At 43.0% G+C, this 26,550-nt stretch carries 20 protein-coding genes and 2 pseudogenes; 9 read left to right on the forward strand and 13 right to left on the reverse strand.

The annotated features are described in order from the left end of the window. Positions 1–154: 154 nt before the first annotated feature. On the reverse strand, positions 155–802 hold the full coding sequence (locus EAE30_RS15745) for a LexA family protein (protein ID WP_000854920.1): 648 nt from the start codon (positions 800–802) through the stop codon (positions 155–157). Between the two features lie 117 nt (positions 803–919). On the opposite strand from EAE30_RS15745, the gene EAE30_RS15750 reads away from it, so the two are divergent. The 9 genes and pseudogenes from EAE30_RS15750 to EAE30_RS19155 all read left to right on the forward strand — a co-directional run bounded on the left by EAE30_RS15750 (position 920) and on the right by EAE30_RS19155 (position 11,083). Beyond that, entirely contained in the window at positions 920–1,171 is a 252-nt protein-coding gene (locus tag EAE30_RS15750; RefSeq protein ID WP_000451746.1) for a helix-turn-helix domain-containing protein, read from the forward strand. Positions 1,172–1,226: 55 nt separating this feature from the next. Next, positions 1,227–1,541, forward strand: a pseudogene (locus EAE30_RS15755) (hypothetical protein); the annotation flags it as partial. Positions 1,542–1,650: 109 nt separating this feature from the next. After that, positions 1,651–1,911 (forward strand): DUF6444 domain-containing protein, encoded by a 261-nt coding sequence (locus EAE30_RS19205; RefSeq protein WP_315972110.1) that lies wholly within the window; start codon positions 1,651–1,653, stop codon positions 1,909–1,911. 14 nt (positions 1,912–1,925) lie between these two features. Continuing rightward, positions 1,926–3,071 (forward strand): IS66 family transposase, encoded by a 1,146-nt coding sequence (gene tnpC / locus EAE30_RS15760; RefSeq protein WP_315972111.1) that lies wholly within the window; start codon positions 1,926–1,928, stop codon positions 3,069–3,071. Positions 3,072–3,215: 144 nt separating this feature from the next. Continuing rightward, complete coding sequence (locus EAE30_RS15765) at positions 3,216–3,509, forward strand: hypothetical protein (RefSeq protein WP_123016769.1); 294 nt, start codon at positions 3,216–3,218, stop codon at positions 3,507–3,509. 168 nt (positions 3,510–3,677) lie between these two features. Further along, positions 3,678–5,228, forward strand: coding sequence for a methyl-accepting chemotaxis protein (locus tag EAE30_RS15770; RefSeq protein WP_123016770.1), 1,551 nt, complete (start codon positions 3,678–3,680; stop codon positions 5,226–5,228). Continuing rightward, complete coding sequence (locus EAE30_RS15775) at positions 5,225–6,151, forward strand: chemotaxis protein (RefSeq protein ID WP_123016771.1); 927 nt, start codon at positions 5,225–5,227, stop codon at positions 6,149–6,151. Before EAE30_RS15770 ends, EAE30_RS15775 begins: the two co-directional genes overlap by 4 nt. 13 nt (positions 6,152–6,164) lie before the next feature. Beyond that, positions 6,165–9,791: an EAL domain-containing protein gene (locus tag EAE30_RS15780; protein ID WP_123016772.1), complete on the forward strand. Its 3,627-nt coding sequence runs from the start codon at positions 6,165–6,167 to the stop codon at positions 9,789–9,791. A gap of 2 nt (positions 9,792–9,793) precedes the next feature. Beyond that, the gene (locus EAE30_RS19155; RefSeq protein WP_123016773.1) at positions 9,794–11,083 is read left to right on the forward strand and encodes a methyl-accepting chemotaxis protein; all 1,290 of its coding nucleotides are present in this window, start codon (positions 9,794–9,796) and stop codon (positions 11,081–11,083) included. A gap of 351 nt (positions 11,084–11,434) precedes the next feature. Here the strand turns inward: EAE30_RS19155 and EAE30_RS15790 are convergent, their stop codons facing one another. The 12 genes and pseudogenes from EAE30_RS15790 to EAE30_RS15845 all read right to left on the reverse strand — a co-directional run bounded on the left by EAE30_RS15790 (position 11,435) and on the right by EAE30_RS15845 (position 26,526). Continuing rightward, positions 11,435–13,222, reverse strand: a complete 1,788-nt coding sequence (locus tag EAE30_RS15790) for a diguanylate cyclase domain-containing protein (RefSeq protein WP_123016774.1) — start codon at positions 13,220–13,222, stop codon at positions 11,435–11,437. Between the two features lie 172 nt (positions 13,223–13,394). Next, positions 13,395–13,745 (reverse strand): hypothetical protein, encoded by a 351-nt coding sequence (locus EAE30_RS15795; protein ID WP_123016775.1) that lies wholly within the window; start codon positions 13,743–13,745, stop codon positions 13,395–13,397. A 127-nt stretch (positions 13,746–13,872) separates the two neighbouring features. Next, positions 13,873–14,996, reverse strand: a protein-coding gene (locus EAE30_RS15800; RefSeq protein WP_123016776.1) for an IS3 family transposase whose coding sequence is annotated in 2 segments (ribosomal slippage) — positions 13,873–14,744 and positions 14,744–14,996 — 1,125 coding nt in all. Because the reading frame shifts where the segments join, the coding sequence is not laid out codon by codon here. Between the two features lie 59 nt (positions 14,997–15,055). Further along, a pseudogene (mobH, locus tag EAE30_RS15805) lies at positions 15,056–16,240 on the reverse strand (MobH family relaxase); the annotation flags it as partial. 138 nt (positions 16,241–16,378) lie between these two features. Continuing rightward, positions 16,379–17,290: a Kiwa anti-phage protein KwaB-like domain-containing protein gene (locus EAE30_RS15810; protein WP_054104208.1), complete on the reverse strand. Its 912-nt coding sequence runs from the start codon at positions 17,288–17,290 to the stop codon at positions 16,379–16,381. Continuing rightward, on the reverse strand, positions 17,290–17,853 hold the full coding sequence (locus EAE30_RS15815) for a hypothetical protein (RefSeq protein ID WP_054104207.1): 564 nt from the start codon (positions 17,851–17,853) through the stop codon (positions 17,290–17,292). Before EAE30_RS15815 ends, EAE30_RS15810 begins: the two co-directional genes overlap by 1 nt. Before the next feature lie 104 nt (positions 17,854–17,957). After that, positions 17,958–21,071 (reverse strand): HsdR family type I site-specific deoxyribonuclease, encoded by a 3,114-nt coding sequence (locus tag EAE30_RS15820; protein WP_123016777.1) that lies wholly within the window; start codon positions 21,069–21,071, stop codon positions 17,958–17,960. 67 nt (positions 21,072–21,138) lie between these two features. Beyond that, the gene (locus EAE30_RS15825; RefSeq protein WP_123016778.1) at positions 21,139–22,140 is read right to left on the reverse strand and encodes a Fic family protein; all 1,002 of its coding nucleotides are present in this window, start codon (positions 22,138–22,140) and stop codon (positions 21,139–21,141) included. Continuing rightward, positions 22,140–23,324 carry a restriction endonuclease subunit S gene (locus EAE30_RS15830; RefSeq protein WP_123016779.1) on the reverse strand — a complete coding sequence of 395 codons (1,185 nt, stop codon included), beginning with the start codon at positions 23,322–23,324 and terminating at the stop codon, positions 22,140–22,142. Before EAE30_RS15830 ends, EAE30_RS15825 begins: the two co-directional genes overlap by 1 nt. Further along, positions 23,321–24,895, reverse strand: a complete 1,575-nt coding sequence (locus EAE30_RS15835; RefSeq protein ID WP_123016780.1) for a type I restriction-modification system subunit M — start codon at positions 24,893–24,895, stop codon at positions 23,321–23,323. Before EAE30_RS15835 ends, EAE30_RS15830 begins: the two co-directional genes overlap by 4 nt. Positions 24,896–24,964: 69 nt before the next feature. Continuing rightward, complete coding sequence (locus EAE30_RS15840; RefSeq protein ID WP_123016781.1) at positions 24,965–25,918, reverse strand: WYL domain-containing protein; 954 nt, start codon at positions 25,916–25,918, stop codon at positions 24,965–24,967. 317 nt (positions 25,919–26,235) lie between these two features. Then, entirely contained in the window at positions 26,236–26,526 is a 291-nt protein-coding gene (locus EAE30_RS15845; RefSeq protein ID WP_123016782.1) for a hypothetical protein, read from the reverse strand. Positions 26,527–26,550: the final 24 nt, after the last annotated feature.

Genomic DNA, 26,550 nt, shown 5'->3' on the forward strand with positions numbered 1-26,550 from the left:
CGCTATTTTCGCTGATCTTGACTTTATAAACAATCAATGGTTATCTAATCGGTTACCATTTACTCTCAGCGTGCGCCAATGCTCAGTTGTAGCTGTTTGCAATCGTTGCTTCTTCAGCTCATGAACAACTGTGGCTAAACCACAAATTCCTTCGCTACCAGAAATCGATGATAGCTTGTCGTACTACACCGATGATGGTGCAGTTGCCGTTGATCGGTATTGCAGGGTATTGCGGGTTCAAAGGTTTTAGGTACTTCTGTTCACCATCAATGACCAACTGCTTAAAGGTTGCTTCTTTCGAATCATCCAAACGCGCAACAACCAATGAACCTGAAGAGTACGGTAACTCAGGATCAACAACGATCACTGCCCCCTCAGGTATGGATTTTTTCCCGCTTGGATTTTCCATACTGTCGCCTTTTACGCGAAGTGCGAAACAACCCTCATGTGCTTTCCCAGTGACTTCACGCCACTCTTCAGCATCTTCATGGGCAAATCCCTCCGCTATTTCAGTCCAATCACCGGCCTGAACCCAGTTAATGAGAGGAATTCTTCCCTTAATGTCAGGCCCAACTTCTACATTACCGACCCCCAAGCCTATCTCGCCATCACCTGTGGCGAGCCAATGAGCATTCACGCGAAGCGCCTCCGCGATCTGCATGGTGTAACGAGACCTAGCCGATTTACCAGAGCAAATCTGGCTGATCGACTGTTGTTTGATACCAATGCGACGAGCCAACTCAGACTGAGTCACCCCAGTAAGCTGCAAGGCATGGTTTAGTCGTTCGGATAAAGTTTTCATAAGCTCGCATTCTACAAATAAAACTGTAGCCTTTCAACAATTTTAACTGTTGACTTACCTACAGTTTAAACTGTAACATTCAATCTTGTAACAGTTATTATTGTAACAGGAGACGGTATGGAAGTGTTCAACACGACACAAAAACATCTCCGCCGTGCCATTGACTTGGTCGGCGGGCAATCAGCATTAGCACGAGCCATCAACTCAAAACAGCAAAACGTCTGGTTTTGGTTGAATAAATCAGGGCGTGTTCCCGCTGAATTCGTTTTACCCATCGAACAAGCTACGCAAGGACAGGTAACCCGATCCCAGTTAAGACCGGACATCTATCCCGAATGCCCAAGCGAGCTGAAAGCCAGTAACCAGTAGGATTAAGGGCAAATAATGGTCAGCATTTTACGTAAACACAAAAGCGAGTTCCTCCATGCGTGATTATGGCAAGGTCTATACCCGCTTTTGGCTAAAGCAAAATGTTTTGTCCTGGAGTGACTCAGCGAAGTTGCTAGGACTGTATTTGCTTACATGCCCGCATTGTAATTTGCTTGGCTGCTTTCGACTGCCGATTGGTTACGTTGCTTCTGACTTGAACTGGGATGAGCAACAGGTTGCCAAGGCGTTAAATGAGTTAGAACAAGATCAGTTCCTGATTCGTTGCGAGGAATCTGGTTGGACTTTGATTCGAAGCTTTCTGAAGCACAACCCAATCGAAAACCCAAACCAAGGTAAGGCAGCCTTTCGGTGTAACCGTTCACCAGCCCCCCATTGACATATCAAATGTGATCAACAGCACTGGATCCACATTTTACTGTTGAGTGATCATTTCTAAGCGTCATCCTGTTTGCATGAAAATGAAAAAATCCAAATTCACAGAAGCGCCACCTGTGGCTTCTGATATCAAAGAAGCTAACGCACTCATTCAAGAGCTGTGGGAACAACTGCGTTTTTATGAAGATAAACTCAAGACCAATTGCTCCAACTCTTCAAAACCTCCTTCAACCGATGGGCCAAAAGAGCGAGCTGAAAGAAAAAAGCTCAAAGCTCTGGTGGTCGCCATTCGCGCGGAGCTAAACCGGGTCACTCAGGGCATCAACGACAACTCTCAGAACTAAAAGACAGTGATGTCGTGGTTGATTGCTTTCCTGACTCAACTTGTCCATGTTGCGGTAACACTGACGTCACGGTTCATGACACGCCTTTTTATCGTCACCAGGTCCATGAAATTCCTAAACCAACGATAGATATTACTGAGTACCGACTGTATTCAGGACAATGCCAGCACTGCAATGAACTGCTCAGAGCAAAGAAACCTGACCATGTTTCTCAAGGGATCATGGGGCCGAATCTTCTCAGCTATATTGCGGTATTAGCCGGTCAGTACCATTTAAGTATCCGTAAAACCCGCTCACTTCTGAAAGAGCAATTTGGAACCACATTCTCTATTGGAGCCATTAGCGAAGCGCAAACGAAAGTCGCTTCGATGTTAACGCCACTCCACCAAGCCATTCGAGATAGTATCCAAACCGCACCACTGGTACATGTTGATGAAACCTCTCATCCTCGTAATGACGAAGAAGGGCTTCGATGGTGCTGGCTTGTGGCCAGTGAAAACCTTGTTTATGAGAAAATCTTATTCTCTCGTTCCATGCATTCTGCGAAAACGGTGCTTGGTGAACATTACTCAGGCTTCGTTGTGAGTGACCAATGCCCAAGCTACAACTGGATAAACCCAGAAAAACATCAACTCTGCTGGTCGCATGTCACACGTAACCTTCAACAAATAGCGGACTATAGTGGCGGAGGATATACCGCTTACGTCGGCCGTCGTTTAACTCTGATTGCCAATATGATTTTCCGTATTCGTCATCGTCTTGAAAGAAAGGAAATCACGCACGGTCAATATCTTCGGCGAATGCAACGACTGCAAAAATCCCTCGATGACTGGCTTGAAAAAGGCAGTACACTGATAGTCCAAAGATATAAAGGACGATGCGAAAAATTGCAGCAGCATAGGCAAAGCTTATGGTTGTTCCTGAACGATACCTCAATACCGCTGACAAATAATGAAGCGGAGAGGCGCATACGTGGTTGCGTCATTCAGAGAAAAATCAGCTATGGAACGACATCCGATGCGGGTGATAAATTTAGAGGTCGCATCCACTCGCTTGTTGAGACGTGTAAAAAACGCGGACTATCAACGTATGCAGTACTCTCTGAGATAGTACAAGCGGTCACCGCACGCCAACCCTATCCCAACGTGTTCAACCTATAGCGAGCAAATCAAGTACCTACTGGTGAACGGTTACCAATTATTGATAGACTTCTCGAAAGACACACCATACTGCTTCCTGAATCGTTTTACAAAAACTTTGATGCTAAAAACACCTTGGTTTCGGATGATGCACTAGAGCATTTTATGCGATGGACATCTCAGCGAGAGGTTGCTAACACAATGGTGTTTATCTGGAAACAGGCAATTAACTCCCCAGAAATTGCGCAAAGACTGGCTAAATACTACAGAACGATAATATTTAAGCAAATTGATGATGCTGGTGTAGCTCAAACTCAAACAGACAAAATCAATCACATTATCTTGCTGTCATCGATGGTCGTTGGGCTCATACCACTGATGGGGTTAGGTCATACAACATTTGACATCAATGAACTCGTAGCAAATGCCAAGTTGATAAATCAGAAGCTCAATCGGTAATGTAAACTTTTAAATACACCCCACCAAGCACAGTAAATAAGGATAGCGCAATCAGTTTGCACAAATTCGGTGCACATAAATATTTACTAATAGATCTAGGTTAATCCACCTACATGATGTAAAATGCGCATTCTTTTTAGTAAGCTAATATGCACGCAGATGCTATCTATGCGTAAAAACCTCCCTGTTACATCTAACGAAAAAACTTTCCCATCGTCTGTGAAGCTGATTTCAGTTACGGATAAAAACGGCAATATTGTTGATTGTAATGACGCTTTCGTTGAGGTCAGCGGATTTTCCAGATCGGAGTTAATTGGCCAGCCACATAATATTGTTCGACACCCCGATATGCCAGCGATGGCTTTCAAAGTGATGTGGTCACATCTAAAAGAGGGTAAAGCATGGATGGGGTTGGTTAAGAACCGTTGTAAGAATGGTGACTTTTACTGGGTAGACGCTTATGTAACACCCGTGACAGCTAATGGACAAGTTATTGGGTACGAATCTGTTCGTTCAAGCCCAAGAGCAGAAGATGTACAAAGAGCAGACAGATTATACCGCCGCTTGAGTGCGGGAAGTAATTTACCTAAACCGTTACCTATATCGCTGCCTAACATTTTTTTAATGGTGTCTGTCGCTATCGCGCTTGCGACATTCTTTTTTGGTTACAAAGAGTTATCAGGGAGTTTGTTGTTAGCCGTCATTGCGATCTATGCAATTTGGGTCAATGTGAAAGACCACGCCAGAGCGTCTGACTTAAAGAAATTACTAAGCCGTTCTTTCTCGCATGAACTCGCAGTTCTCACCTACACCAATAAGTCCGGATTTACTGGCGCATTAGAAGTCTCTGTATTGAGCCAGCAAGCTCATCTGACAACTATTATCAACCGCATTGATGATGCCGCGAAAAGAGTAGCGCGCGAAACACTTTCCTCATTTGACTTGGTTAAACAATCTAAGCAGGTTATTGATCACCAGCAATCTGAAACGATTCAGGTTGCTACAGCGATGAATGAGATGACGACAACTATTTCAGAGGTATCGCATCATGTTTCCAATACCGCTTCACAAGCTGATAAAGCATTTAATCTGGCCGAAACCGGTGGAGGACTCTCCAAAACAACAAGCGCCTCTATTGAAAAACTTAGAGCAACTGTCCAGACCATTTCGAAATCCGTTGTTGATGTAGAGCTACAAACGACGAAAATTGCCCAAGCAGCTCAAATAATTGAACAGATTGCTGAACAGACCAACTTACTTGCGCTAAATGCTGCTATCGAGGCAGCGCGTGCCGGCGAGCAAGGTCGAGGTTTTGCCGTGGTTGCTGAAGAGGTGCGTAATCTTGCAAAACGTACCCAAGATTCTACGAAAGAAATATACGAGATTGTCAGAGCTCTCTCACTAAAATCCAGCGAGGCCGTTAAAGTAGCTGAATCAGGTGCTTCTGACGCTGACGAGGGGCTGTCAAAAGTCATTGAGAGTGGAGATATGCTGCAAGGAATCGTTGCCTCAGTCGGGCATATATCCGATATGACGACACAGATGGCAGCAGCTGTAGAGGAGCAAGCTCATGTGGCTGAAGATATCAATCGCCAGGTTGTAAGTATTTCAACATTGGCCGATGAAAGCGCCAATTCTGCTGATAAAACAGCAAGCTCTCTAGAGCACCTTAAGAAAATATCTGAAGAGCTACACGAGCTGGTGGTGCGTTTTAAATGAATATGTTAATGAAGTCTATTGACCAAAGGACAAATCTGGCAGGTCAAAATCGCTTTGAAATACTCCTCTTTAGCCTTAATGGTCATCAGCGTTTTGGCATCAACGTCTTTAAGGTTCGGGAAGTAATTCGTGTACCTGAGCTCATTGAAATGCCAGGAGCCCACCCTTTTATAAAGGGCATTGCGCAGCTTCGTGGCAATCCAGTTATCGTTATCGACCTGAGTGAAGCTACGACAGGTAAGCCGATACGTTATCCCGAACAGGCTTTTGTGATTGTGACGGAATACAACCGCCATATCCAAGGCTTTCTGGTTTCGGCAGTTGATCGCATCGTTAATCTGAACTGGAGTCAAATTCAACCTCCACCTCAAGGAGCAGGGCAAAGTCATTACCTAACCGCAGTGACAGAGATTGAAGGCAAGCTCATTCAAGTCATAGATGTTGAAAAAGTGTTCTCGGAGATCATGCCCAACGACTATGAAATTGAAGCTGAAACGGCGCAACAGCTTAAAGGGTTCAACACCTCTGAGATTGAAGTATTGGTTGTGGATGATTCAGCAGTGGCCAGAAATCAGATTAAACGCGTGTTAGACAGTGTAAATATCCCGTCTAAACTGGTTAATGATGGCCAATCTGCACTTCAATATTTACAAGACTTTGCGGCAAAACATAAAGCAGTAATTGCAGAGAGAATACCTTTGGTCATTTCTGATATTGAGATGCCAATAATGGATGGCTACACACTGACATCCGCGATTAAATCTGAACCACTTTTAAAAGATATTCACGTCGTTTTGCACTCATCACTAAGCGGTGTGTTCAACGAGTCAATGGTTAAGAAAGTCGGCGCAGACCAATTTATCGCTAAGTTTCATCCCGATGAATTATTACAAGCAATCAATCACTGGTTGTTAACGAAGTAAAGACAGGTGCGCTATGAGAGTGGAAGAAGTACTAAAGCGATTAAACATCAACCCCGTCTCTTTTGATGAGCGTAAAGCTCTTATTAATCTTTCAACTACCGAAATTAAATTGCTCGAAGCCATTCATAAACCACTTTATGCCTATGAGAATGAGCTTATTCATGCTTTTTATCAGCATCTTTTAAAGTTTGACCATGCATCGAAGATGCTGCATGACGTTAACCTGATGAGCAAACTTCAAGAAACACAAAAACTGTACTTTAGGAAATTAACTGCCGGCGATTATGGATTCGACTACGCCCAAGATCGTATTAGAGTGGGCATTGCGCACCAAAGGGTTGGTTTGACGCCGCAATGGTATATTGGCGCTTACGGTGTTTACTTAGATCTCGTTTGTAAATTCGTCAGTGTGATATTGAATAGCGATAAGGAGCGTATCGAGCCAACGTTAACTGCGCTCTACAAAGTCGCGCTGCTGGATATCACCCTAGCCTTTGACGCCTACATGTACGCTAGCCACCAGACACTTGAGCAGTCAAGGCAGCAGATTTCTGACAAATACGATTTTCAAATTCGTACCAGCAATGCCATCGCTAAGATTCAGCGCGCTTTTATACTTAATGAGTCGTATGGCAGTGCACTTAGCCTTTTACTTAATGAGCTCATCGCTCTGACAGATAGTCAGTTCGGTTTGATTGGTGAGGTGCTGGAAGACTCGCAACTACGACCATATCTGAAAGTCCGCGTCTTGACAAATATCAGCTGGGACCATCAAACCCGTGAGCTATATGAAAGAAGTAAGGCGGATGGCTTAGAGTTCCATAATCATCACAATTTACTGGGTGAAGTATTAACAACCGGCCAAGCTGTTATCTCAAACAATCCTCAGGATGATTCTCGTGCTGGTGGCACACCACATGGTCATCCCAAGCTCTCCTCCTTCCTTGGATTGCCTATTAAACATAATGGTAAGTTGATTGGAATGGTCGGTCTGGCTAACGCAGCCAACGGCTATGAACAATCTGACGTTGAGAAACTGAACCCCATCCTAGAAACCTTGGGATCGCTATCTGAAGCAAGAGAGATTAAAAATAAACTTGCTCTGACACTGGAAGAGAACGCCCGCCTTGCATTAGTTGCTACACAGACTGTGAACGGGGTAATGATCTTAGATTGTGATTACAACATCACTTGGTGTAATGCCGGCTTCGAACGAATCTCTGGTTATTCTTTGGAGGAGCTAGCGGGTCAATCGCCGTGGGCAACATTAACCGGGCCGCAGACTAACAGCTTTGACCTTTTGAAGTTACAAAAAGCAGTCGCAAAGAAAAAGTCCATTGAAATTGAATTACTTAAATATCGAAAGAGTGGAGAGACCTTTTGGAGTCGCATCAGTTGCAACCCTACGTTTAATGAACTTGGAGAGCACTCGGGATATATTTCGGTTGAACTGGATATAACTCAAGAGCGCTTGAGGAAGGACGAACTGACCAGCTTTAAAAGCGTTGTGGATCAAATCGCTGATGCCGTCCTATTTTTTGATGCCGAAACGTTGGACATTTTATATGCCAACCTTGCTGCACAGCGTCAACTTGGGCGGAGTTGGGCGATGCTACAAATTATGAAGCCCTACGAATTTAAGCCGAGCTACGATGCACAATCGTTCGATCGGCTTTTGAAGCCACTCAAAATGGGTGAGGTGGAGCTGCTGCATTTTGTTACCCAACATCACAAAGGGGATGGCAACATCTATCCTGCAGAAATTAGTATGCAGATTGTACAAACCGCGTTTAACCAAAAAGTCGTCGTCAATATAATTCGTGACATCTCAGCGCAGCTTGATTATGAAAGACTCAAAAGTGAAAACGAAAAGCGCTTGGTGAATTTGCTGCATAAATCAGAGGATGCGATGGGCATAATCAGCCCAGATTTTGTGATTACTGATTGTAATGATGCAGCCGCAAAACTTTTTGGCTTGTCTGACCGCAAAGCGCTGATTGGTTTGTCGCCTATTCAATTTTCACCACTGAACCAAGGTAAAAACAACAGCAAAGAGCTCGCCAAAGTTCTTTTAAATAAAGCCTCAACAGAGGGTTACCAGCGTTTTGAATGGCTTCATATCACGAAAAAAGGTCAGCATATACCGATAGAGGTAACGCTCACTCCAGTCATCTACCTTGGACAAAACGCTATCCAGGTAATTTGGCGCGATTTAAGTGACATTAAAGCCAAAGAGCACCGCATCAAGCAATTGGCATTTTTTGATGAGCTAACAGGACTGGCTAATAAAAATTTATTCTCTGACCGAGTTAAATACCTTCTTAAAATTGCAGAGAGATATCAATATACCATCGCGATTGTATATATCGACCTGGTTAATCTTGAAGATATTAACGAAACAATGGGATACGAAGCGGGTGATGCAGTCATCCAAGCGGTCGGCCCCAGATTAGCAAAAAACATCCGCGGTGCAGATACTTTAGTGCGTTGTATCTTTGATAACGAGGACTGCCAGACTTTACCTATCGTCAATGACATAGATCGAGAGTTTGACTCCTTAGCCCGTTTAAATTCTGATGTTTTTGCGCTTGCAGCCGTTTTATCTAATCCTGATGCGGCATCAATAATGGTCAACAGGTTACAACAAGCTCTCGCTGAGCCGCTCGAAACCCTAGAGGGTGAAGTCAGTATCAATGCAAGAGCTGGAATTGCTTTATATCCTCAGGATGCGGATACCTTTGATGCAATAACACGAGGTGCCAATATAGCACTTAATATGGCCAAAGAGTCCGGTTTACCCAGTTGCTATTTTAATATTGAAGTGGGTGAAAGGATTCAGAAAAAATCAATTATCTCAAAGCAACTTGAGAGAACCTTACTCTCCTATCCTGATAATCTGCGAATCGTCATTCAACCTCAAGTTTGTTTAAAAACACATAAGTTAGTCGGTGCTGAGGTTCTGGTGCGCTGGAGAGACGAAGAGCTTGGCGAAGTTTCGCCAGGATCTTTTATTCCAATTGCTGAAGAGCGAGGGTTAATCAATAAGTTGACGCATCTCGTATTAGAACGTGTTATTGAACTGAAACGCAGTTGGCAGAAAAAAGAAGTGTTCTCGCAAGAAAATTTGCGCTTCAAACTTGCGGTTAATATTTCAGCGAAAAGCTTTGATGATGAGTCTGTAATTAATGGTTTTTTATTTTTGATAGAGCAAGCGGGGTTAGAGCCAAATGATTTTGAGCTTGAGCTTACCGAAACTGGGATTATGCGTGATCCCGATAAAGCAATATCAACTTTAAATATGATACGAAGTAAAGGTTTTGCGATTGCCATTGATGACTTTGGTATGGGGCATTCTTCATTAAGTTATCTAAAAAACATCAATGCGGATGTGCTGAAAATTGATATGCACTTTATCAAGTCAATACTTGATGATGAAAAAAACCTCGCCATTGTTAAAACCATTATTTCAACAGCAAAGATTTTTGGCTTGAAAACTCTTGCTGAGGGAATTGAAACTCAAGAAATTGCGACGCTACTGGCTGACTTGGGTTGTGATTGGGGGCAGGGTTACTACTTTGATAAACCTCTCTCTGTTGAGCAGTTTGAAAAATTACTTTTGAGCTATAAAAGAGAATACTGATTATGTTCGACTTTCTAAAGAAAACACCCACTTTAACAGAACCACTAAAAGTTTCTAATGAAAAACTCCTCTTTAATGCCATGTTAAACGCTACCGCGATGGTGATTTTTAATCATTCAGGCGAAATACTTGAAGTGAGTCAGAAGTTTGCTGACTTTATGGGGTACAGTAAACAGGAACTTCTGGGCCAGCATCACCGCATTTTGTTTGAGACTGCCTATACATCGAGGCCCGAGTATACAACCTTCTGGCGAAATCTCCTTGAGGACAAACCGCAGCGAGATACCTTTAAATATATGAAGAAGAATAGAGAAACTATCTTTGTCGGCGCACGTTATGTGCCAATTAAGGATGAACAAGGTAAGGTGTATCGTGTTGTTAAATTGGCTTTTGATGTCACCGCGCAGTATAACGAATCTGCGTCGCAGAATGCTGTTTTTACGGCACTTAACCGCTCACAGGCTGTAATTGAATTCACCCCGGATGGCACAATCACCAATGCTAACCAGAATTTTCTTAATGCTATGGATTGCAAACTGGAACAGATAAAGGGTAAACACCACAAAATTTTCTGTGATGAAAACTTTTATCGTGATAACCCAAACTTCTGGCGCAACTTGGCCAACGGTAACTATCAGACAGGTCGATTTCTAAGAAGAAGTCTGTCTGGCAGGAGCGTCTGGCTTGAAGCAACTTACAACCCCATTCTTGATGGGCAAGGTAAAGTCTATAAAGTGATAAAATTTGCGTCAGATATTTCTGAGCGCGTCAATAATGCCATTAATACAATGAACCTCGCGGCGCAAACATCCGAAAAGACATCAGCGTTAACAACAACGGCAATGCGAGAGCTGGATAACAGCGTGAATACCAGTGTTCAAATCGCATCACAGGTTGAAAATACTGCACAAGTAGGACAAGAGCTAAATCTGAAATCAAAGAATATTCAGGAAATAGTAACCACCATACGTTCTATTGCAGATCAGACAAACTTATTGGCACTTAATGCGGCGATTGAAGCTGCAAGAGCTGGAGATTCCGGCAGAGGGTTCGCAGTTGTTGCAGACGAAGTAAGAAAGCTTGCCGCCAGATCGGCTTCCGCAACCTCCGACATTGCGGAGGTCGTAAAGGAGAACGCGGGGCTCATTGATAAAATTGACACCGGTTTAAAAGAGATAAATGTGATCGCGAAAAAAGGTCATGAATCTATCGAGCATGTCGAAAAAGCTATCGAGAGTGTGAATGTGAGTATCAGTGAACTCGTGTCAATGGTTGAAGCATTGAAACCCTAATTTTTATACCAACAAATCCTTTATTTATTGGATTTGTTACCAGAGCGCTCCTGATTTGTTGGAAGGTGTTTTACTTCTTCATCAGATAGCGCTATTAACGATGAATGAAAAATGGACAGCTCACATCAAAACAAAAAGCTAACAATTAAAAAACAATGCGTTTAAATAAAAATTTTTAACCTAACCATGGCTTTGTTGCGTAATAGTGATTTCACGCAGAATTGTTACCTACATTTAGAATAAAATTCTTAGGTCACTTCATCTATCTACCAAGTCATAAGGTTTTAGTGGGCTTATCCTCTCTTGAGGAATGACTGGTGAAGTGGATTATTCTTTTACGCAACAAAGCCCCTAACCATCCGCATAATTACCAGAGACTAAATAGAAAGCGTTCTTTTTCTTTTTTGCGATATACATAGCCTGGTCAGCTTTATTAATAATCTCATCTGAACTAAGTTTTTCGCCTTTATGAATGTAGGCTCCAATACTTGAAGTACAAATATAAGGTTCGGCCCCTAGATCGTAAGGATAACTTAGTCGTTCTCTTATTTTTTTGCCTATTTTTTTAACCCAAGCATCAGAAGAGAAAATTTGGTTGCGTCCAGAGAGCATAATTAAAAACTCGTCACCTCCAAACCGGCAAACCGTATCGCTATCACGAACAGATTCTATTAATCGATTTGATACGGCTTTAAGTAAATGATCTCCTGCCTCATGACCTTGAGTATCATTTAGTAACTTGAAATCGTCGAGATCTATATACATCAATGCAATAGGAAATTTATCTCTTTTAGCTGATAGTAGTAGTTGCCCTAATCGTTCTTGCAACAATCTTCTATTAGCAAGACCTGTTAACGAATCGTAGAATGCAAGGCGCTTAATTTCTGCCTCTGCCGCTACAGCGGCACTAATATCTCTCGCTATCTTGGAAGCACCTATTACCTGCCCCTCAGAATTATATATCGGCGAAATACTCACTGATATATCTATTAGTTGACCATTTTTGTGTTTGCGTTGCGTGACAAAATGATCTACTTTCTGTCCACTTGAAATTTTATTTAGAATTTCAGCCTCTTCGTGTGACCTCTCACTTGGAATTATCAATGTCATTGATTGACCGATTATCTCCTCCTCTGAGTAGCCAAAAATCTTTTCAGCCCCTCTATTCCAACTTGCAATAATTCCATGACTATTCTTACTGATAATCGCATCGTCAGAAGATTCAACTATGGCTTTGAAATGCGCAAGGTTTAGTTCTGCAAGTTTCCTTTGAGTTCTTGCTATCGAACTGATAACACTTTCCCGTGAATTTCCTTTAACTATAATTGGCGTTAAAAAATTCCCTTTCCCTAACTCATGCAAATGGCCTTCTAATTCAGGAATAGAACAGCCGATTATCTTACGAAGCTGCACGCCAATTTTAAAAATAAAAATAACCAGAAGTATCGAAAGTAAACATAGACTTCCTATAACTAGCATCAGCCTATTTTTTGCTATATTTACAGTGGATTGTGTCCTGTCAAAAACCATCTGTTCAGTTTCAATAATCGGTCGCATGATTTCTGCCTTTGTTGAGATAAAGAAATCATCTGCTAGCATTTCTAAAGCTTTTTCGCGTTTTTTAGGATCTGTCGGTACGTTTTCTTCAAAAAGGTCAATTGCTTTATTTTCTACCGCCACTAATAAGTCTGACTTTTCCTTAGAAAGCTTTAAATTTTGTAATTCAATTTCAGTAAAGCCAGCTCTTTGCATTAGTTCAATAATCGAAATTCCGTCACCGCTGGCGTCATGCTTCGACTCTGAAATATCGGGGGCTGCTCCATTAACATTCCAATAAGAAAGAGAATAATTCTTCGGTCGCGTTCTCAACCCGTCACGTATTTCAACGGCAGCCTGAAACTGATGTTTATAAAGAGGGTTACCAGTAATGATATAAGTTCTTACTAACCTTGCTAAATCGTTAGATGACTGGCGAAGCTCCGCAGCCAACTTAATAGACTTCTCTCTCGTATCAACAGCACTCTGATAACGTAATTGTTCAAAAACAAGTACAACGATACTCGTACCTAACAAGAAAACAATAGCTAGCATCGAATACAAATAAATTTTGAATGCTTTAGGTTGTTCCTTCCATTCCATGTGCTAATAAATCCTGTCTATAATTTTGATGTTAAGGTTAAAAAAAATAACAAATTCAGAGATTAATCATACTGGAAACGCTTGAATATGTCGAAAAGTGAGTGTGAAATAATATTGTGTAGAGAGGTCCGTCTAATGCGTCTGACATAAGTCGCTAGCCTGATGGCACACTTCATTTAAATGAAACGTTATCATGCACGGTAAATTTCGGAATCACGCCACAATCAGCAAACACAATCCCTGCCTCTAATTGATCAAAAATCCAAAGTAGATGACCAACTCTTATTTTTTCCTCACCGGTATGCTCAAGTATACCGACTATGTAATCCCGAAAACTCTTACCCAATTCTACCTTGTCCGCTTCACGCAGAGCTTGGGCTAACGCCTCTTCACTCAAAAACTTGTATGATTGAGATTTCAAATTCTCGTAGAACTGTCGGTCAGTTCCCCATGTATTAAAGGTATGAAATAGATAAAGAATTACTGCTGCAAATACCAACGAAATAAGGATTTCGAACAACACGGGGCAATCCTCGGTTAATTATCCATTGTGAAATAAAACAAAGTTTTTAGCTCTGCTCACTATTGCAGCTAGAAGTGGACCCCAATGGTTGGACACATAAGCTAACTTCTTAAGTGGTTGATCCAGCTCATGCAGCGTATCTCTGCCTACTAAAGTAGGCTTCATCAGGGGTGAGGTCATTGAGTCCCTGATGGTTCCGCTCCTCATTATAAAACACCATGTAGTCGCCGATTTCAAGCTCTGCTTCTCGGGGCGTGATGTAAGCTTTTAAGTAAACCTCCTCATATTTCAGGCTTCTCCATAATCGCTCGATGAAAACATTGTCGACCCAGCGTCCTTTCCCATCCATACTTATCCTGACTCCATGCTCGATTAGCTTCTGTGTGAATTCGGTGCTGGTAAACTGACTTCCTTGATCTGAGTTGAAGATATCTGGCGGCCCATAATGTTTAAGCGCGTCTTCAAGGGCTTCGATACAAAAGCTCGTGTCCATCGTGTTGGATAGCCGCCAAGACAGCACCTTTCGGCTATACCAGTCGATAATAGCGACTAGATACAGGAATCCCTTAGCCATCGGGATATACGTGATGTCAATCGCCCAAGCTTGGTTCGGGTAAGTGACTTCGATATCACGCAAAAGGTAGGGATAAACCTTGTGTGCTTTGTTCGCCAGGGTCGTTCTAGGCTTGGGGTAAATAGCCCCAACACCCATGTCTCGCATGAGCCGAACGACACGTTTACGATTAACGTTATGGCCTTTTTTAGCCAACTCATTTCGAATGCGTCTGCTCCCCATGAACGGATACTGAAGGTGAATTTCGTCAATCATGCGGCGTAGTTCAATCTCTTCAGCAGAGAGCCCTATGGGTTGATAGTAAGCAGTAGAGCGAGCAATACAGAGAAGCTCACACTGGCGCTTTATTGACAATAGGGTGGATTTAACCAGCGAGCTCTTTCGCTGGGCTCGGTCTAACGACCGAGCACTTTGGCCAAAAAATCATTTTCCATGGTCAATTGACCAATCTTGGCGTGCAGTTTGTCCACTTCTTCAGAGCTGTCCTTGCCTGACTGGTTTTCAGAGGCAAAAATCATGGCTGCATTTTCGAGCAGTTCTTTTTTCCATGTAGAGATTTGGTTCGCGTGCAGGTTGTATTTCTGAGCTAACTCAGCGACAGTTTTATCACCTCTAGCAGCATCAAGCGCCACCTTAGCTTTAAATTCGGGTGAGTGGTTTCTACGTTTTCTAGTCATAATCTGTTCCAGTATTTTTAGGTACTATACAAACAGATCAATCACTTAAAGTCATGTCCGAAAATTAGGGGCCACTTCTGTACATTCGAGCTGAACAATAAATCGGCCTCAGATATATGAAGCATGGGTAACCAGATTGGCTTGTCGTCTTTGATCAGCACTTCAGGGGCAAGGCTTTCATATCGCTCATTTGAGACGGATTTAGTGGCCAATCCTCGCTCAATGAGGATGTCCGCAAGGGTATCAGGATCTCTTGGGATGCCAGGTATCTTGTCTTTGGCCAACAGCTCAATGATGTCCTTAGCCGCGCTTTTCCAAACCAGGTAAAGATTGGTTGATTGATTCGATTTTCGTACCCAGACTCTGGCGTCTCGCTGATTGACTAACCACTGGGAACTGGCAAGCAATCGCCTCATGGCATCAAGTAGATAGCGTTCAACTGGAACACCAAGGGCATTGTCGTCAACGGAAATTCGTTGAGATTTGAGGTCTCGCTGTACACTGGTTTGGTCGGCTTCAATGACCAGTTTAGACAGGACATGCTCTGGATCGGTATTGCCAATTGCCTCCAGCATGGCTTGCAAAATTTCAGGGCCCGGTTGGGTTAACCAGGCGAGCAACTCAGGTGTCATCACCCGGTTTAACACCAGAATTGAGAATTGCTCGTGCCGCTTGCACCGTCCGTCGCGCCAGCGAATGAAATAGCGTTCAATGCTATTATTAGCGGTCCACTGAGATAAGGTTTCTAAAAAAGGGTTCCACTGATAGCGTCCATCTTCGTCTGTAATGGACAAGTCTGAAACAGGCTTACCAATATCATGGAACAAACCGCCAAGAGCCGCCGCAACACGCCACCTTGGTTCCAGCTCTTTTTTCTCAACCGGTGTGCCACTGGCAACAAAGATGATCCCTTCAGCTGCTTGTGCCGCCCAGAAAGCAACTTCCAACGAATGACGTAATAAACCACCAGCACCACTGTGATGATGATGCTCAGAAGCTGGCAACAAATGAACATAAGCAGCCAGATGGTCAATGCAGGGCTGAATCAGACGTTGAAAATCACGCTGGTTAAAGCCAAGTACCTGGCGCAGTTTGGCAATTAGCTCGTCTTGTGTGGACTGCAAATCCTCGGGGGACGCAGCTGGCAACCCCTTCAGGAATGGCGGGTAGCGTGGGATTTCTGCATCGAGTTGAGATGACAGTTCTGGTAGTGCTTTGGTTTGAAAAAATAGGTTTTTGAACATAGTGAACCTCCGACACGATAGTGTGAAGGTTCATAAAATCACCGGCGGTGAATTAGATAAAAGAAATCCAGATCTATTGACACACAGATATTTTGAATAGCATTGCTAATTGATTACAAATGCCGCAGACTTTGTAAACTAACTAGTTACTCGGCTTCTGCTCGGCGCTCTATAAACTTCCGACTCTCCATCGTCTTTTAGATCTATTTCGTATCGACGCCTGTCTAGGACTTCCAAAAATCCCATAATCTGCGAGCTGTCTAAATTAATCTTCCCATCAACTATATTTGTGACAACATTAGTTTTTTCGCAGTAACGTTCTAGCTTATCTTGACTAATTTTTATTGCTTCTGATTGAGATTTAATGGAAGCAATATATCTTGCAGCTCTCGAGTGGTTTTGAGCGTACTGAGATATACTATCAAAGTTAACGAAATCAATTTCACTCGCAATACTCGCAATGTTGGCTGGAACTGCATCCATAATTGCCTTCTGAAGTTGAGCTGTAAACTCTAGGCCACTAGGGCGGAGAATATGAATTAAATCATTCTGAATAATAAAATCGAAGTCATTATCCAATTTGAAAACAGTTTCCTCTAACGACTTTAAAGTATTATCAACATACTGAACCAGCCTATGCCTTTTCTTTATTAAAGTTTTAAACTGAGTTGAACGACGTACAGCTGTTATTCTCTGTTGGTTGTTATCAGTGAGCTTTACAAAGTACGCGAAACATTGATTGATATTGTCAAAAGCACTGCAATCTTCTGGTACATTTTCGGACTCATGAAGAGTTTTAAGCTCTTGTACCAATGGGTCATTGATTGAAAAGGTAAGATATTCAATAGAAGAATATTTTTCTGATGGCTGATACGTAGCCATACTGCTCGCCTTATCCTGCATCTGTGTCTTTGTAAAACTAACCATTTCAACTAATGACTTCTGTACGACTTCATCAACAGGAACAAACACAAAACCTCGATTGGGACTATCCAGACCAAGACCAAACTCAGTTATATTTACATTTTCAAAATCAAAGTTAATAGGCATTATTCATCCTCTAAAAATACCGTTTGGCTAAGCCTGTAAGCTGAAATTTTCTCTCCTTTGACAATATGAGAGCGCTTTGTGATTAATACGACAGGAATTCTGCCACTAATAGAGTTATTTGCTGCATCAGGTTTCAACGTATATACCCTGAACCCCTTCATGGCCCAAAAAATGTTCATATAATGCATATTCAGATGCCAAAACAGAAACACAATGAACGTTATTGCCGCCACATGACCCGCTAAGTCTCTAATACTATCGATATTGACACTATAGAAAGGAAGTAACATAGCAAAAAGGTAAACAAGTAGATGATCTCTGTGATCCTCACAATCGCCTGCGGTCACTTCTCGCCGATCTTTTCTTTTTTTGACTAATCTTACGCGGAACCACAAGAATAAATTTGGCACCGTAATAAAAAAAAGGCAGAAAGAAAGAAAATATACTTCCGAAATACCTTTTATTCCCCACCCCTTAATTGCCCAAAGAATGAATAGTGGGGACATACTGCTCAAGACCATTAGTAGCCTAGCTAGCGACAAACCTTCATTATTTCCTGTCATAAAACCACCCTTAAACCTAAATAAACGCTACTCACCAAAAGAATAGATTCTGTAAAATCTATATCATCGAGCAAGCGAGCGGCGCTTAAATAGATCGTCATTTTTTATATCTGCCCACCCACACCTTTGAATTTTTCAACAAAAGCGGCAATTTTCTGAAACACCGTTTGCTTCTGGGTTCGGTACTGTGGGTTCAATGGGCTAAGTTTGGGCAGCGCCTCATTAAGTGCAGTGCCATTTTCAGAGGCGTACTCACGTTTGAGTGATGACGCAATATAGCGTTTGGCAGCATCGATATTGAGCTTTTCAGAGGCTATAATGGCATCGGCTTCGCGCTTCTGCTCCGCCTGGGCGAATTTGAAGAAAGCGTCGATAATGCTGGCTTTGTCATTGATCTCATCTAGGTTTGTCTGGTTAATAAAATCAACCACCAAGCTTTCTTTCGCTCTATTGCCAAGGCTGCCGCGAATCATACGACGAACTTCTTCAATCAAGCCTTCTTTGCTCTTGTTCTTCTTATTGTGATCAAAAATAAGCTCAAGAATATAATCGAGGTTTATTTCCTGAGATTTAAGCAAATCAATTTCAAAGACCACGTCGTCCCAATCTACCGTTGACTTATCTTTGTCCTGACCTTCTTTATCGCGTCGCAACCAGTCGCGGGTATCGTTGTAGGTAGAACGATAATCTTGAATAGCACGCTCGCTTGGCATATCGATGGTTTGCATTGCCTCGATGTCAGCATCATCCAGATAGTACTTTGACTTGAACTCTTCAACAGCTTGTTCATCACTGGTATCTAAGCTTTGCAGTGCTTTTAATCCAGCAAACTCATCGTAGTTTTGTAAAATATTTTCTGCTTTTAGGTATTCACCAAACAGCTTGGCAAATTCTTTTTTATCTTGTTCTTTTTCAATATTTTCTGGGTTTGGAAAACGTTCTTGCAGCTCTTTTACGATATCAACAAAACCTCGACGAGCTTGGCCAGTAGCAATATCGTTAAAGCCTTCCATATATTCTTTGTAGCTCTTCTCTAACACCACGTTTTTGGTGTTTTTGTCACCAAACAAAGTGATGGCATCGATGGTTGCCTGCTCTAAGTCCCGGAAGGTAACAATATTGCCAAAGGTCTTCGTTGCATCATAAATGCGATTAGTGCGAGAAAACGCCTGCATCAAGCCGTGATAGCGCAAATTCTTGTCAACAAACAAGGTATTGAGCGTAGGCGCATCAAAACCCGTTAAAAACATACCGACCACTATGAGCAGATCTATTTCTTGATTCTTCACGCGCTGGGCAAGGTCACGGTAGTAGTTCTGAAAGCCATTACTATCCACGCCATAGTTAGATTTAAACATGGCGTTGTAATCGTTAATCGCGGCGCTCAAAAACTCTTTCGCGCTGCTGTTCATGGCACTGACTTCAAAACTCTCATCTAAAATATCACCAATGGCGTCCTGCTCTTCATTGGCTGCAAATGAGAAGATAGTCGCAATTCGCAGAGGTTTACTTGTAGGTCCATTTTCGGCCTCGGCCTGCAATGTTTTAAAGGTTTCATAGTAGGCTTTCGCTGCATCAACACTACTGACCGCAAACATGGCGTTAAACCCTTTGGCACCAGAATAGGCTCGATGCGTTTTCTGGTTAAAATGGTTCAGAATATACTGCGAGATTTCACGAATGCGCATTGGATGTAAGAATGCTTTCTTGTTCTCCGCCGCACTAAGCTTCTTATCATCCTGCTCAGTCTCAATGCTCTTAAATTGCGGACGAACATCGTTATAGTCCACTTTGAACTTGAGTACTTTTTCATCACGAATGGCATCAGTGATCACATAAGTGTGCAACTGCTGGCCAAACACGCTGCCCGTGGTTTCAGCACCCAAGGCATTTTCAGGGAAAATTGGCGTACCGGTAAAGCCAAACTGGTAGTACTTTTTGAATTTCTTCTTCAGGTTTTTCTGCGCTTCACCGAACTGGCTTCGATGACACTCATCAAAAATAAAGACAACTTGCTTGTTGTATATAGCTAAATCGCTTTCGCTTTTGATTAAGTTGTTGAGCTTTTGGATAGTGGTAACAACAATCTTGTTATCGTCTTTATCCAGATTACTCTTAAGCCCTGCGGTACTGTCTGAACCGTTCACACTATCAGGTGAGAAGCGCTGATACTCTTTCATGGTCTGATAGTCGAGGTCTTTGCGGTCCACCACAAAAAAGACTTTATCGATACAGTCTAAATCGGTGGCCAAACGTGCCGCCTTAAAGCTGGTGAGTGTTTTTCCTGAACCTGTGGTGTGCCAAATGTACCCACCGCTCTCGGTGTTGCTCCAGTTCTTAGCATTAAACGCGCTCTTTATTTTCCATAAAATGCGCTCAGTGGCCGCAATCTGGTAGGGGCGCATCACTAGCAAGGTATTGCTGACGTCAAACACCGAGTAACGCAAGATCACTTCAAGCAAGGTCTCTTTCTGGAAAAAAGTGGCGGTAAAGTCTTTTAAATCCTTAATCAGCGTATTGTCAGATTTTGCCCAATTCATCGTAAAGTCGAAGCTGTTTTTGTCGCGCTTAGTGGTATTGGCAAAATAGCGCGTGTCGGTGCCATTAGAGATCACAAATAGCTGCAAGAACTTGTACAACGAGTTCTCGCTATTAAAGCTTTCTTTGCTGTAGCGATGTATTTGATTAAACGCCTCACGGATCGCCACACCACGCTTTTTCAGTTCAATTTGCACCAAAGGCAAACCATTGACCAAAATCGTCACATCGTAACGGTTGGCATGGCTTCCAGTTTGCTCAAACTGCTTAATCACCTGCACTTTGTTACGAGCAATGGTTTTCTTGTCGAACAGGTAGATGTTTTCTATATGGCCATCATCAAAGACAAAATCGAAGATATAGTCGCTGTGCACCTTGCGGGTTTTGTCGAGAATATTGTCGCTTGGGGTGTTTAAGTATTGCTCGCAAAAGCGAGCCCACTCGGCATCGGTAAACTCGACCTTATTAAGGGCTTGTAGCTGCTTGCGTACATTCGCCAGCATGGCGTCAGGTGTTGTTAGCGCAGGTAAATACTCATAACCCTGATTTGCTAAGTCTTGGATCAGCTCACGTTCTAAATCGGCTTCGCTTTGAAAACTTTCATTAACTTGCCAGTCTTTAGTGTATTTATCTAACACAATAAAGTTGTTCGATTCTGCCACCGCTTTATACGTCGTCATTCGTTTACATCCTTTTCTTTTGGTTAGCAGTGGTGTTTTCCAAAATGGAAATAGCCACAGCATCGCATTATGAAGTAACTTGCCAGTGGCCGGTTTTATCTGAGCCTACTCGGGTTAATTTACCTTCTTTTTGCAGCTTGCTAATGGCACGGCCAATGGTTCTCACGTCTTTATTCAAGGTATCGGCGAGTTGTTGCCGGGTCAGCTCGGGCGTATTACTGAGCAATGCTAAAATAGCCTCCGGTGTTTTAAGGCCCGTTACATTGATAAGGGTATTTACAGGGGCGTTTTTACCTTCCTTTAGAAGGGCATTTACAGAGGCGTTTTGCGCCAGCGTTTGCTGAATAACCGACAACATAAAATGAATAAACGGCGTACTGTCTGCTTGGTTATCGGCCTGCTCAAGGGCGTGATAATAGGCTTGCTGATGGTCTTTAATCACACTTTCAAGCGGTAAAGATAAAAATAACGGATGCCACTTGGACAAAATCAGCGTTTGCCATAACCGCCCCATACGACCGTTACCATCGGCAAAGGGGTGAATAAACTCGAATTCGTAATGAAATACACAACTGGCAATCAATGGGTGATCGTTTGTTTGCTTGAGCCATTGAATTAAATCAGCCATTAAACCAGAAACCTGATGAGCTGGCGGCGCAACATGGTGCACCACACCACCCTTATGGATACCCACGCCTTTACTACGAAACTCACCCGCATTTACAAGAATATCTGACAGCATTAAACCGTGGGCCGTGAGTAAATCGGAAATCTCGCTAGCTATAAAGGTGGGCAGTGCGTCATAAGCGGCAATGGCACCTTTTACCTCGGCTAACTCGCGCACGCTGCCTAACACGGGCTTCCCCTCAACAATGGCTGTGATCTGTTCTTCGGTTAACGTATTGCCTTCAATAGCCAACGTGCCGGTAATGGTTTTTATGCGGTTTTGCTTGCGCAGTTGCGGCGAGGCATTGAGCTGACTGGCGTTTAATTCACCCACCTGCTGGCTGATTTGCGCCACCAAGTTAAGAATCTCGGTCGTAATCGTAAACGGTGGTTGATAGGCCATTAAGCTACCTCATCTGATTTAGGCCCGCCTGCCGGACAGGCAGGGAAGCTCAACAATAGGTCACGATAATACTCGTATTGCTTTTGGCGTAGCTCGATTTCGCGGGGCAGACCTTCTTTAATTGAACAGGTCAAAGAATCAAATTTATCTAAGATAGCCACAATGCGTTCTTTTTCTTTAGGAGCTGGATTTGGAATATTTATACTTTCCAAGTTCTTCTTATTCAACTTAGGTTGGGCGGCTCCAGAAATGTAAGGAGTTAAGTCGATACTATTCAGATAGTATTCAACGTACTTTCTCTCAGCGTAAGTTTCAAATTTAAGCACGTGAGCATGATTATTTACCCATGTTTTACCACTAATACTAAATGCTATAGGCGTATTACGAGCTAATAAATTTGCGCCATCCTCAGAGACTAATAAGTAATCACCGTCAAATATGTAATCCTTGACATAATCCACAACACCAGATGCGCCGTAATATGGAATATCGCCAGCTTCTCTCAGACCACTGGTTATAGGTTTACGCTTTGAGTCCAGATTTTCTGCAAGCTCACCTAACGTCTTCCACTCAACGTCACCCTCTTCAAAACTTAACAACTGGTCGCGGTAGTAGTTGTATTGTTTTTTGCGTAGGTTAAGCTCGGCGGTCAGCTCGGCGGTCAGCTCGGCGGTCATGGCGGTAAATGCGTCCAGAATGCGTACAATTTCAGCTTGTATTGCCAGCGATTTTTCTGGGTTATCTGGGCATGGGATGGGTATTTCCAGCCCTTTTAAACTACCAGCATTAAGCGCAGGTATGCCATCAAATGTACACAGCGATTGAATAGCAGACTGCATTTGATGTAAGAGGTGATAAAGATATCTTACTTCAAGGTTCGCACTATCTTTGATAGTTACAGAATAATTTAGATTCCCTCTAAAATACTTTCCTTCTTGCCATGTAATTGAACCAACACCGGCCCCTCGGGTAGTTATTCCAATAGGGTCATTGTCAGTATTCCATTTATCGATAAATCCTAAAGGCTCCTTGCCACTATTTATCACAGGATATTGGCCTGGATTAGTTGATATGGCTTGTTTGCTTACTGCTTGCCCTGTTTTGATTAACGTCACGTCGCCAAGTGCAATCCACTCTACGATTTCCCCATCCAGTAGCTTTTCTAAATAGTTCAAATGAGTCATGCTTCAAGCTCCACACCTTCAATTTCCGCCACAATGGCGTCAATATCACTGCGAAGCTTATCAATTTTAGCAACCGTGGTTTTAAGTTCAGCGTTGAGTTCGGTAATGTCGATGACCTCGCGGGTATCTTTGGCTTCGACATAACTGCTCACCGATAGGTTATAGTCATTTTTAGCAATGTCATCCAATTCTACCGATTGAGCAAAGTGCTCTACATTCTCTTTACTGGCAAACACTTTCATGATGTCTTCAATGTGTTGATCAGTCAGAACGTTGTTATTGGTTTCTTTTTTGAAATAAGCTTCGCCACTGGCATCAATAAACTGGGTGGTAGTGTCGGTTTTGTGTTTAGACAGCACAAGAATATTCACGGCAATGGTGGTGCCAAAGAACAGGTTAGGTGCCAATGAAATCACGGTTTCAACATAGTTATTATCAACCAAAAACTTACGAATTTTTTGCTCAGCACCACCACGGTAAAAAATACCGGGGAAGCAAACAATCGCTGCACGGCCTTTGCTTGATAGGTAACTGAGCGCATGTAATACAAAGGCAAAATCGGCTTTTGATTTAGGTGCAAGTACGCCAGCGGGCGCAAAGCGGTCATCGTTGATTAGGGTTGGGTCGTCGCTACCCATCCATTTAACCGAATAAGGCGGGTTAGAGACAATCGCGTCGAAACCTCTATTGTTTCTCTCCTCCAAAAAATGTGGTTCAGTTAAGGTATCACCCAACTGAATATTAAACTTGTCGTAGTTAATGTTGTGCAAAAACATATTCATACGAGCTAAGTTGTAGGTGGTGTGATTAAGCTCTTGGCCAAAAAAACCATCTTCAATGATATGCGCATCAAAGTGCTTTTTAGCTTGTAACAGCAACGAGCCCGAACCCGCCGCAGGGTCATAAATTTTATTCACACTGGTTTGGCCGTGCATGGCGAGCTGCGCGATCAATTTTGAAACGTGCTGAGGGGTAAAAAATTCGCCACCGGATTTACCCGCATTGGCGGCATAGTTTGAAATCAGGAACTCGTAAGCGTCACCGAATAAATCAATTTGGTTTTCTTCAAAATTACCGAAGGTTAAACCTGCCACGCCCTTTAAAACAGCTGCCAGGCGTTTGTTTTTTGCCTCTACCGTATTACCCAGACGATTACTGGTCGTATCAAAATCCGCAAACAAGCCTTTGATGTCTTTTTCTGAATCATAGCCATTGGCTGAGTTTTCGATTGCAGCAAAAATCGCCGCCAAATCCGTATTTAAATTTTCATTCTTGTGCGCATTAGCCGCCACATTGCTAAACAACTGGCTAGGGTAAAGAAAATAGCCCTTGGTTTTAATGGCATCTTCTTTAGCAAACTTGATGTTTTCGTCATCGTCAGACATGGCAGCATAATTAACGCTCTCATCACCACCTGTGATGTAGTTGACAAAGTTTTCACTGATAAAGCGGTAGAACAGCGTACCCAGTACATATTGCTTGAAATCCCAACCATCCACTGAGCCGCGCACATCGTTGGCAATCGCCCATATTTGGCGTTGAAGTTCGGCACGTTGTTGTAAACTTGTCATATGTTAATTCCTGCTTTTAATTCGTCATAATTCGTTTATGGGTTATGCAATATTCACTGTCGTCGAACATCATTCGTTAAACCCTGGAGCTAAATTCAAATTTCCGACCCCGTAGAGTGTCGGAGTATTCTTTAACCAAAGTTGGTATTCAGTGCCTTGAAGGCTGTGTGCTTTGGAACAATCCACATGCCATTGGCGAAGCAAATACCCAGCAGTTGCAGCTCTAATCTCAAGCTTTAGAACGCCGCCCGTCATACCATAATCCAGTTCAATCGCTTCGCTGTGCTCAATACGAGGATGCGGCACTAACTCTAGCTCTACAAAGCGATTCCATTGCCGGTCTTGGGTTTCGAGCTCCGTTTCAGACAACGTCGAATCCTCAATCACAACCGCTGCTTTAATGCGGGTCAGTACAAAGTCACGGAACTCATTATGCTTGCGGTCAAAACCACGAACATGCCAACGCAGCCCATTGTCCACCAGCGTATGCGGCACAATTTCACGCGTGGTTTCACCACTCGATAACGACACATAGGTGATACTCAAGGCTTTGCCTTTGTGAATTGCCTCGGTGACTTTCGCCACTATCGATAAACTCGGCTTGTTAAGGTGATAAGGCGCTTCACAAGCCAGAGGTGGTTTTACCTTTCCAGTGAAGCCATCTCCGTACCCTTGGCTAATGGTTGCCAGTGTTCTAATAACGTCGTAGTCGAACAAGGGCTCAAAAGCTTCACCACGCTTATGCAACTTGAGCTTTTGGTCATACTCAATGTTGCCTGGTGCAAGCTCTCGGTACATTGTGAAGTCTTTCGTTGCTTGTGCGGCCGCTATGCTGAAGCGATCAACTAAATCTGCCCGTACCGCCTCTCCCTTAAACAATAAGGTGAAATCGATGTGGGCAATGCGATCCCTGGTTGCTTGTGGCAACTGCGCTATCTGCGAAAGCCTATCTGGCTTTCCTTTCGCACTTTCTTTAGCGAGTGAACTCGCTGCTACCGTTTGTTTCAGACCATCATTTGTCATGCGTCTTGTTTATCCAATTCAACCAGTTTCTTAAAACTCTGTTTATAAAATACGGACCGACATCGCGTAATCACATGGAAAAGTGTCACTCAATGCTGCTCTTCATCCGCAATGACTAATCAATCTCTACCGGTTGAAGCTGAACTGATGGCCATAAAACACTGAATAGGCTTCAACCTAATTAATTTTATTAGGTGTCATCCTATCACAAATTATTTTGTAGGGAAGACTAAGCGGCAACTTTTTGATCTGGATTACAATTGCCGCTGAGTCATGAGCGTGAAGACCTTGTTTTGTGCCAATGCTGATAGCTGCTATCAATGTGCTACCCGAACCAATGGCACCACGATGTTACCGCGATGAGATACCCCTTTGTCCGACTCTGTAGACATCAGAACGCGTTGCTCACTCTCCCGAATGCGCCTGGCAATTTCTGCCTGGGCTGGTAGCAATGGCAGCACCCCTTCAGCAATCGCGTCTGGGGCAGACTCTTGGCCACAGGACATCAAGTGCTTCCATGGATCTTTAAGAAAGCGCTCGAACGTGATGCCAAATTCAATGATGCGGGCAGAGACGAAGATTTCGCCCCAGTAGTGAACTACTCGCAGCTAAAGCAGCGAGCTTCCAAGATA

The organism is Vibrio zhugei, assembly GCF_003716875.1.
GTDB classification, from domain to species: Bacteria; Pseudomonadota; Gammaproteobacteria; order Enterobacterales; family Vibrionaceae; genus Vibrio; species Vibrio zhugei.

Excerpts from the sequence above, each read along its gene's own strand:
- EAE30_RS15745 (WP_000854920.1), bottom strand. The coding sequence starts at position 802 with ATGAAAACTTTATCCGAACGACTAAACCATGCCTTGCAGCTTACTGGG.
- EAE30_RS15750 (WP_000451746.1), top strand. The coding sequence starts at position 920 with ATGGAAGTGTTCAACACGACACAAAAACATCTCCGCCGTGCCATTGAC.
- EAE30_RS19205 (WP_315972110.1), top strand. The coding sequence starts at position 1,651 with ATGAAAAAATCCAAATTCACAGAAGCGCCACCTGTGGCTTCTGATATC.
- EAE30_RS15765 (WP_123016769.1), top strand. The coding sequence starts at position 3,216 with ATGCGATGGACATCTCAGCGAGAGGTTGCTAACACAATGGTGTTTATC.
- EAE30_RS15770 (WP_123016770.1), top strand. The coding sequence starts at position 3,678 with ATGCGTAAAAACCTCCCTGTTACATCTAACGAAAAAACTTTCCCATCG.
- EAE30_RS15775 (WP_123016771.1), top strand. The coding sequence starts at position 5,225 with ATGAATATGTTAATGAAGTCTATTGACCAAAGGACAAATCTGGCAGGT.
- EAE30_RS15780 (WP_123016772.1), top strand. The coding sequence starts at position 6,165 with ATGAGAGTGGAAGAAGTACTAAAGCGATTAAACATCAACCCCGTCTCT.
- EAE30_RS19155 (WP_123016773.1), top strand. The coding sequence starts at position 9,794 with ATGTTCGACTTTCTAAAGAAAACACCCACTTTAACAGAACCACTAAAA.
- EAE30_RS15790 (WP_123016774.1), bottom strand. The coding sequence starts at position 13,222 with ATGGAATGGAAGGAACAACCTAAAGCATTCAAAATTTATTTGTATTCG.
- EAE30_RS15810 (WP_054104208.1), bottom strand. The coding sequence starts at position 17,290 with ATGCCTATTAACTTTGATTTTGAAAATGTAAATATAACTGAGTTTGGT.
- EAE30_RS15815 (WP_054104207.1), bottom strand. The coding sequence starts at position 17,853 with ATGACAGGAAATAATGAAGGTTTGTCGCTAGCTAGGCTACTAATGGTC.
- EAE30_RS15820 (WP_123016777.1), bottom strand. The coding sequence starts at position 21,071 with ATGACGACGTATAAAGCGGTGGCAGAATCGAACAACTTTATTGTGTTA.
- EAE30_RS15825 (WP_123016778.1), bottom strand. The coding sequence starts at position 22,140 with ATGGCCTATCAACCACCGTTTACGATTACGACCGAGATTCTTAACTTG.
- EAE30_RS15830 (WP_123016779.1), bottom strand. The coding sequence starts at position 23,324 with ATGACTCATTTGAACTATTTAGAAAAGCTACTGGATGGGGAAATCGTA.
- EAE30_RS15835 (WP_123016780.1), bottom strand. The coding sequence starts at position 24,895 with ATGACAAGTTTACAACAACGTGCCGAACTTCAACGCCAAATATGGGCG.
- EAE30_RS15840 (WP_123016781.1), bottom strand. The coding sequence starts at position 25,918 with ATGACAAATGATGGTCTGAAACAAACGGTAGCAGCGAGTTCACTCGCT.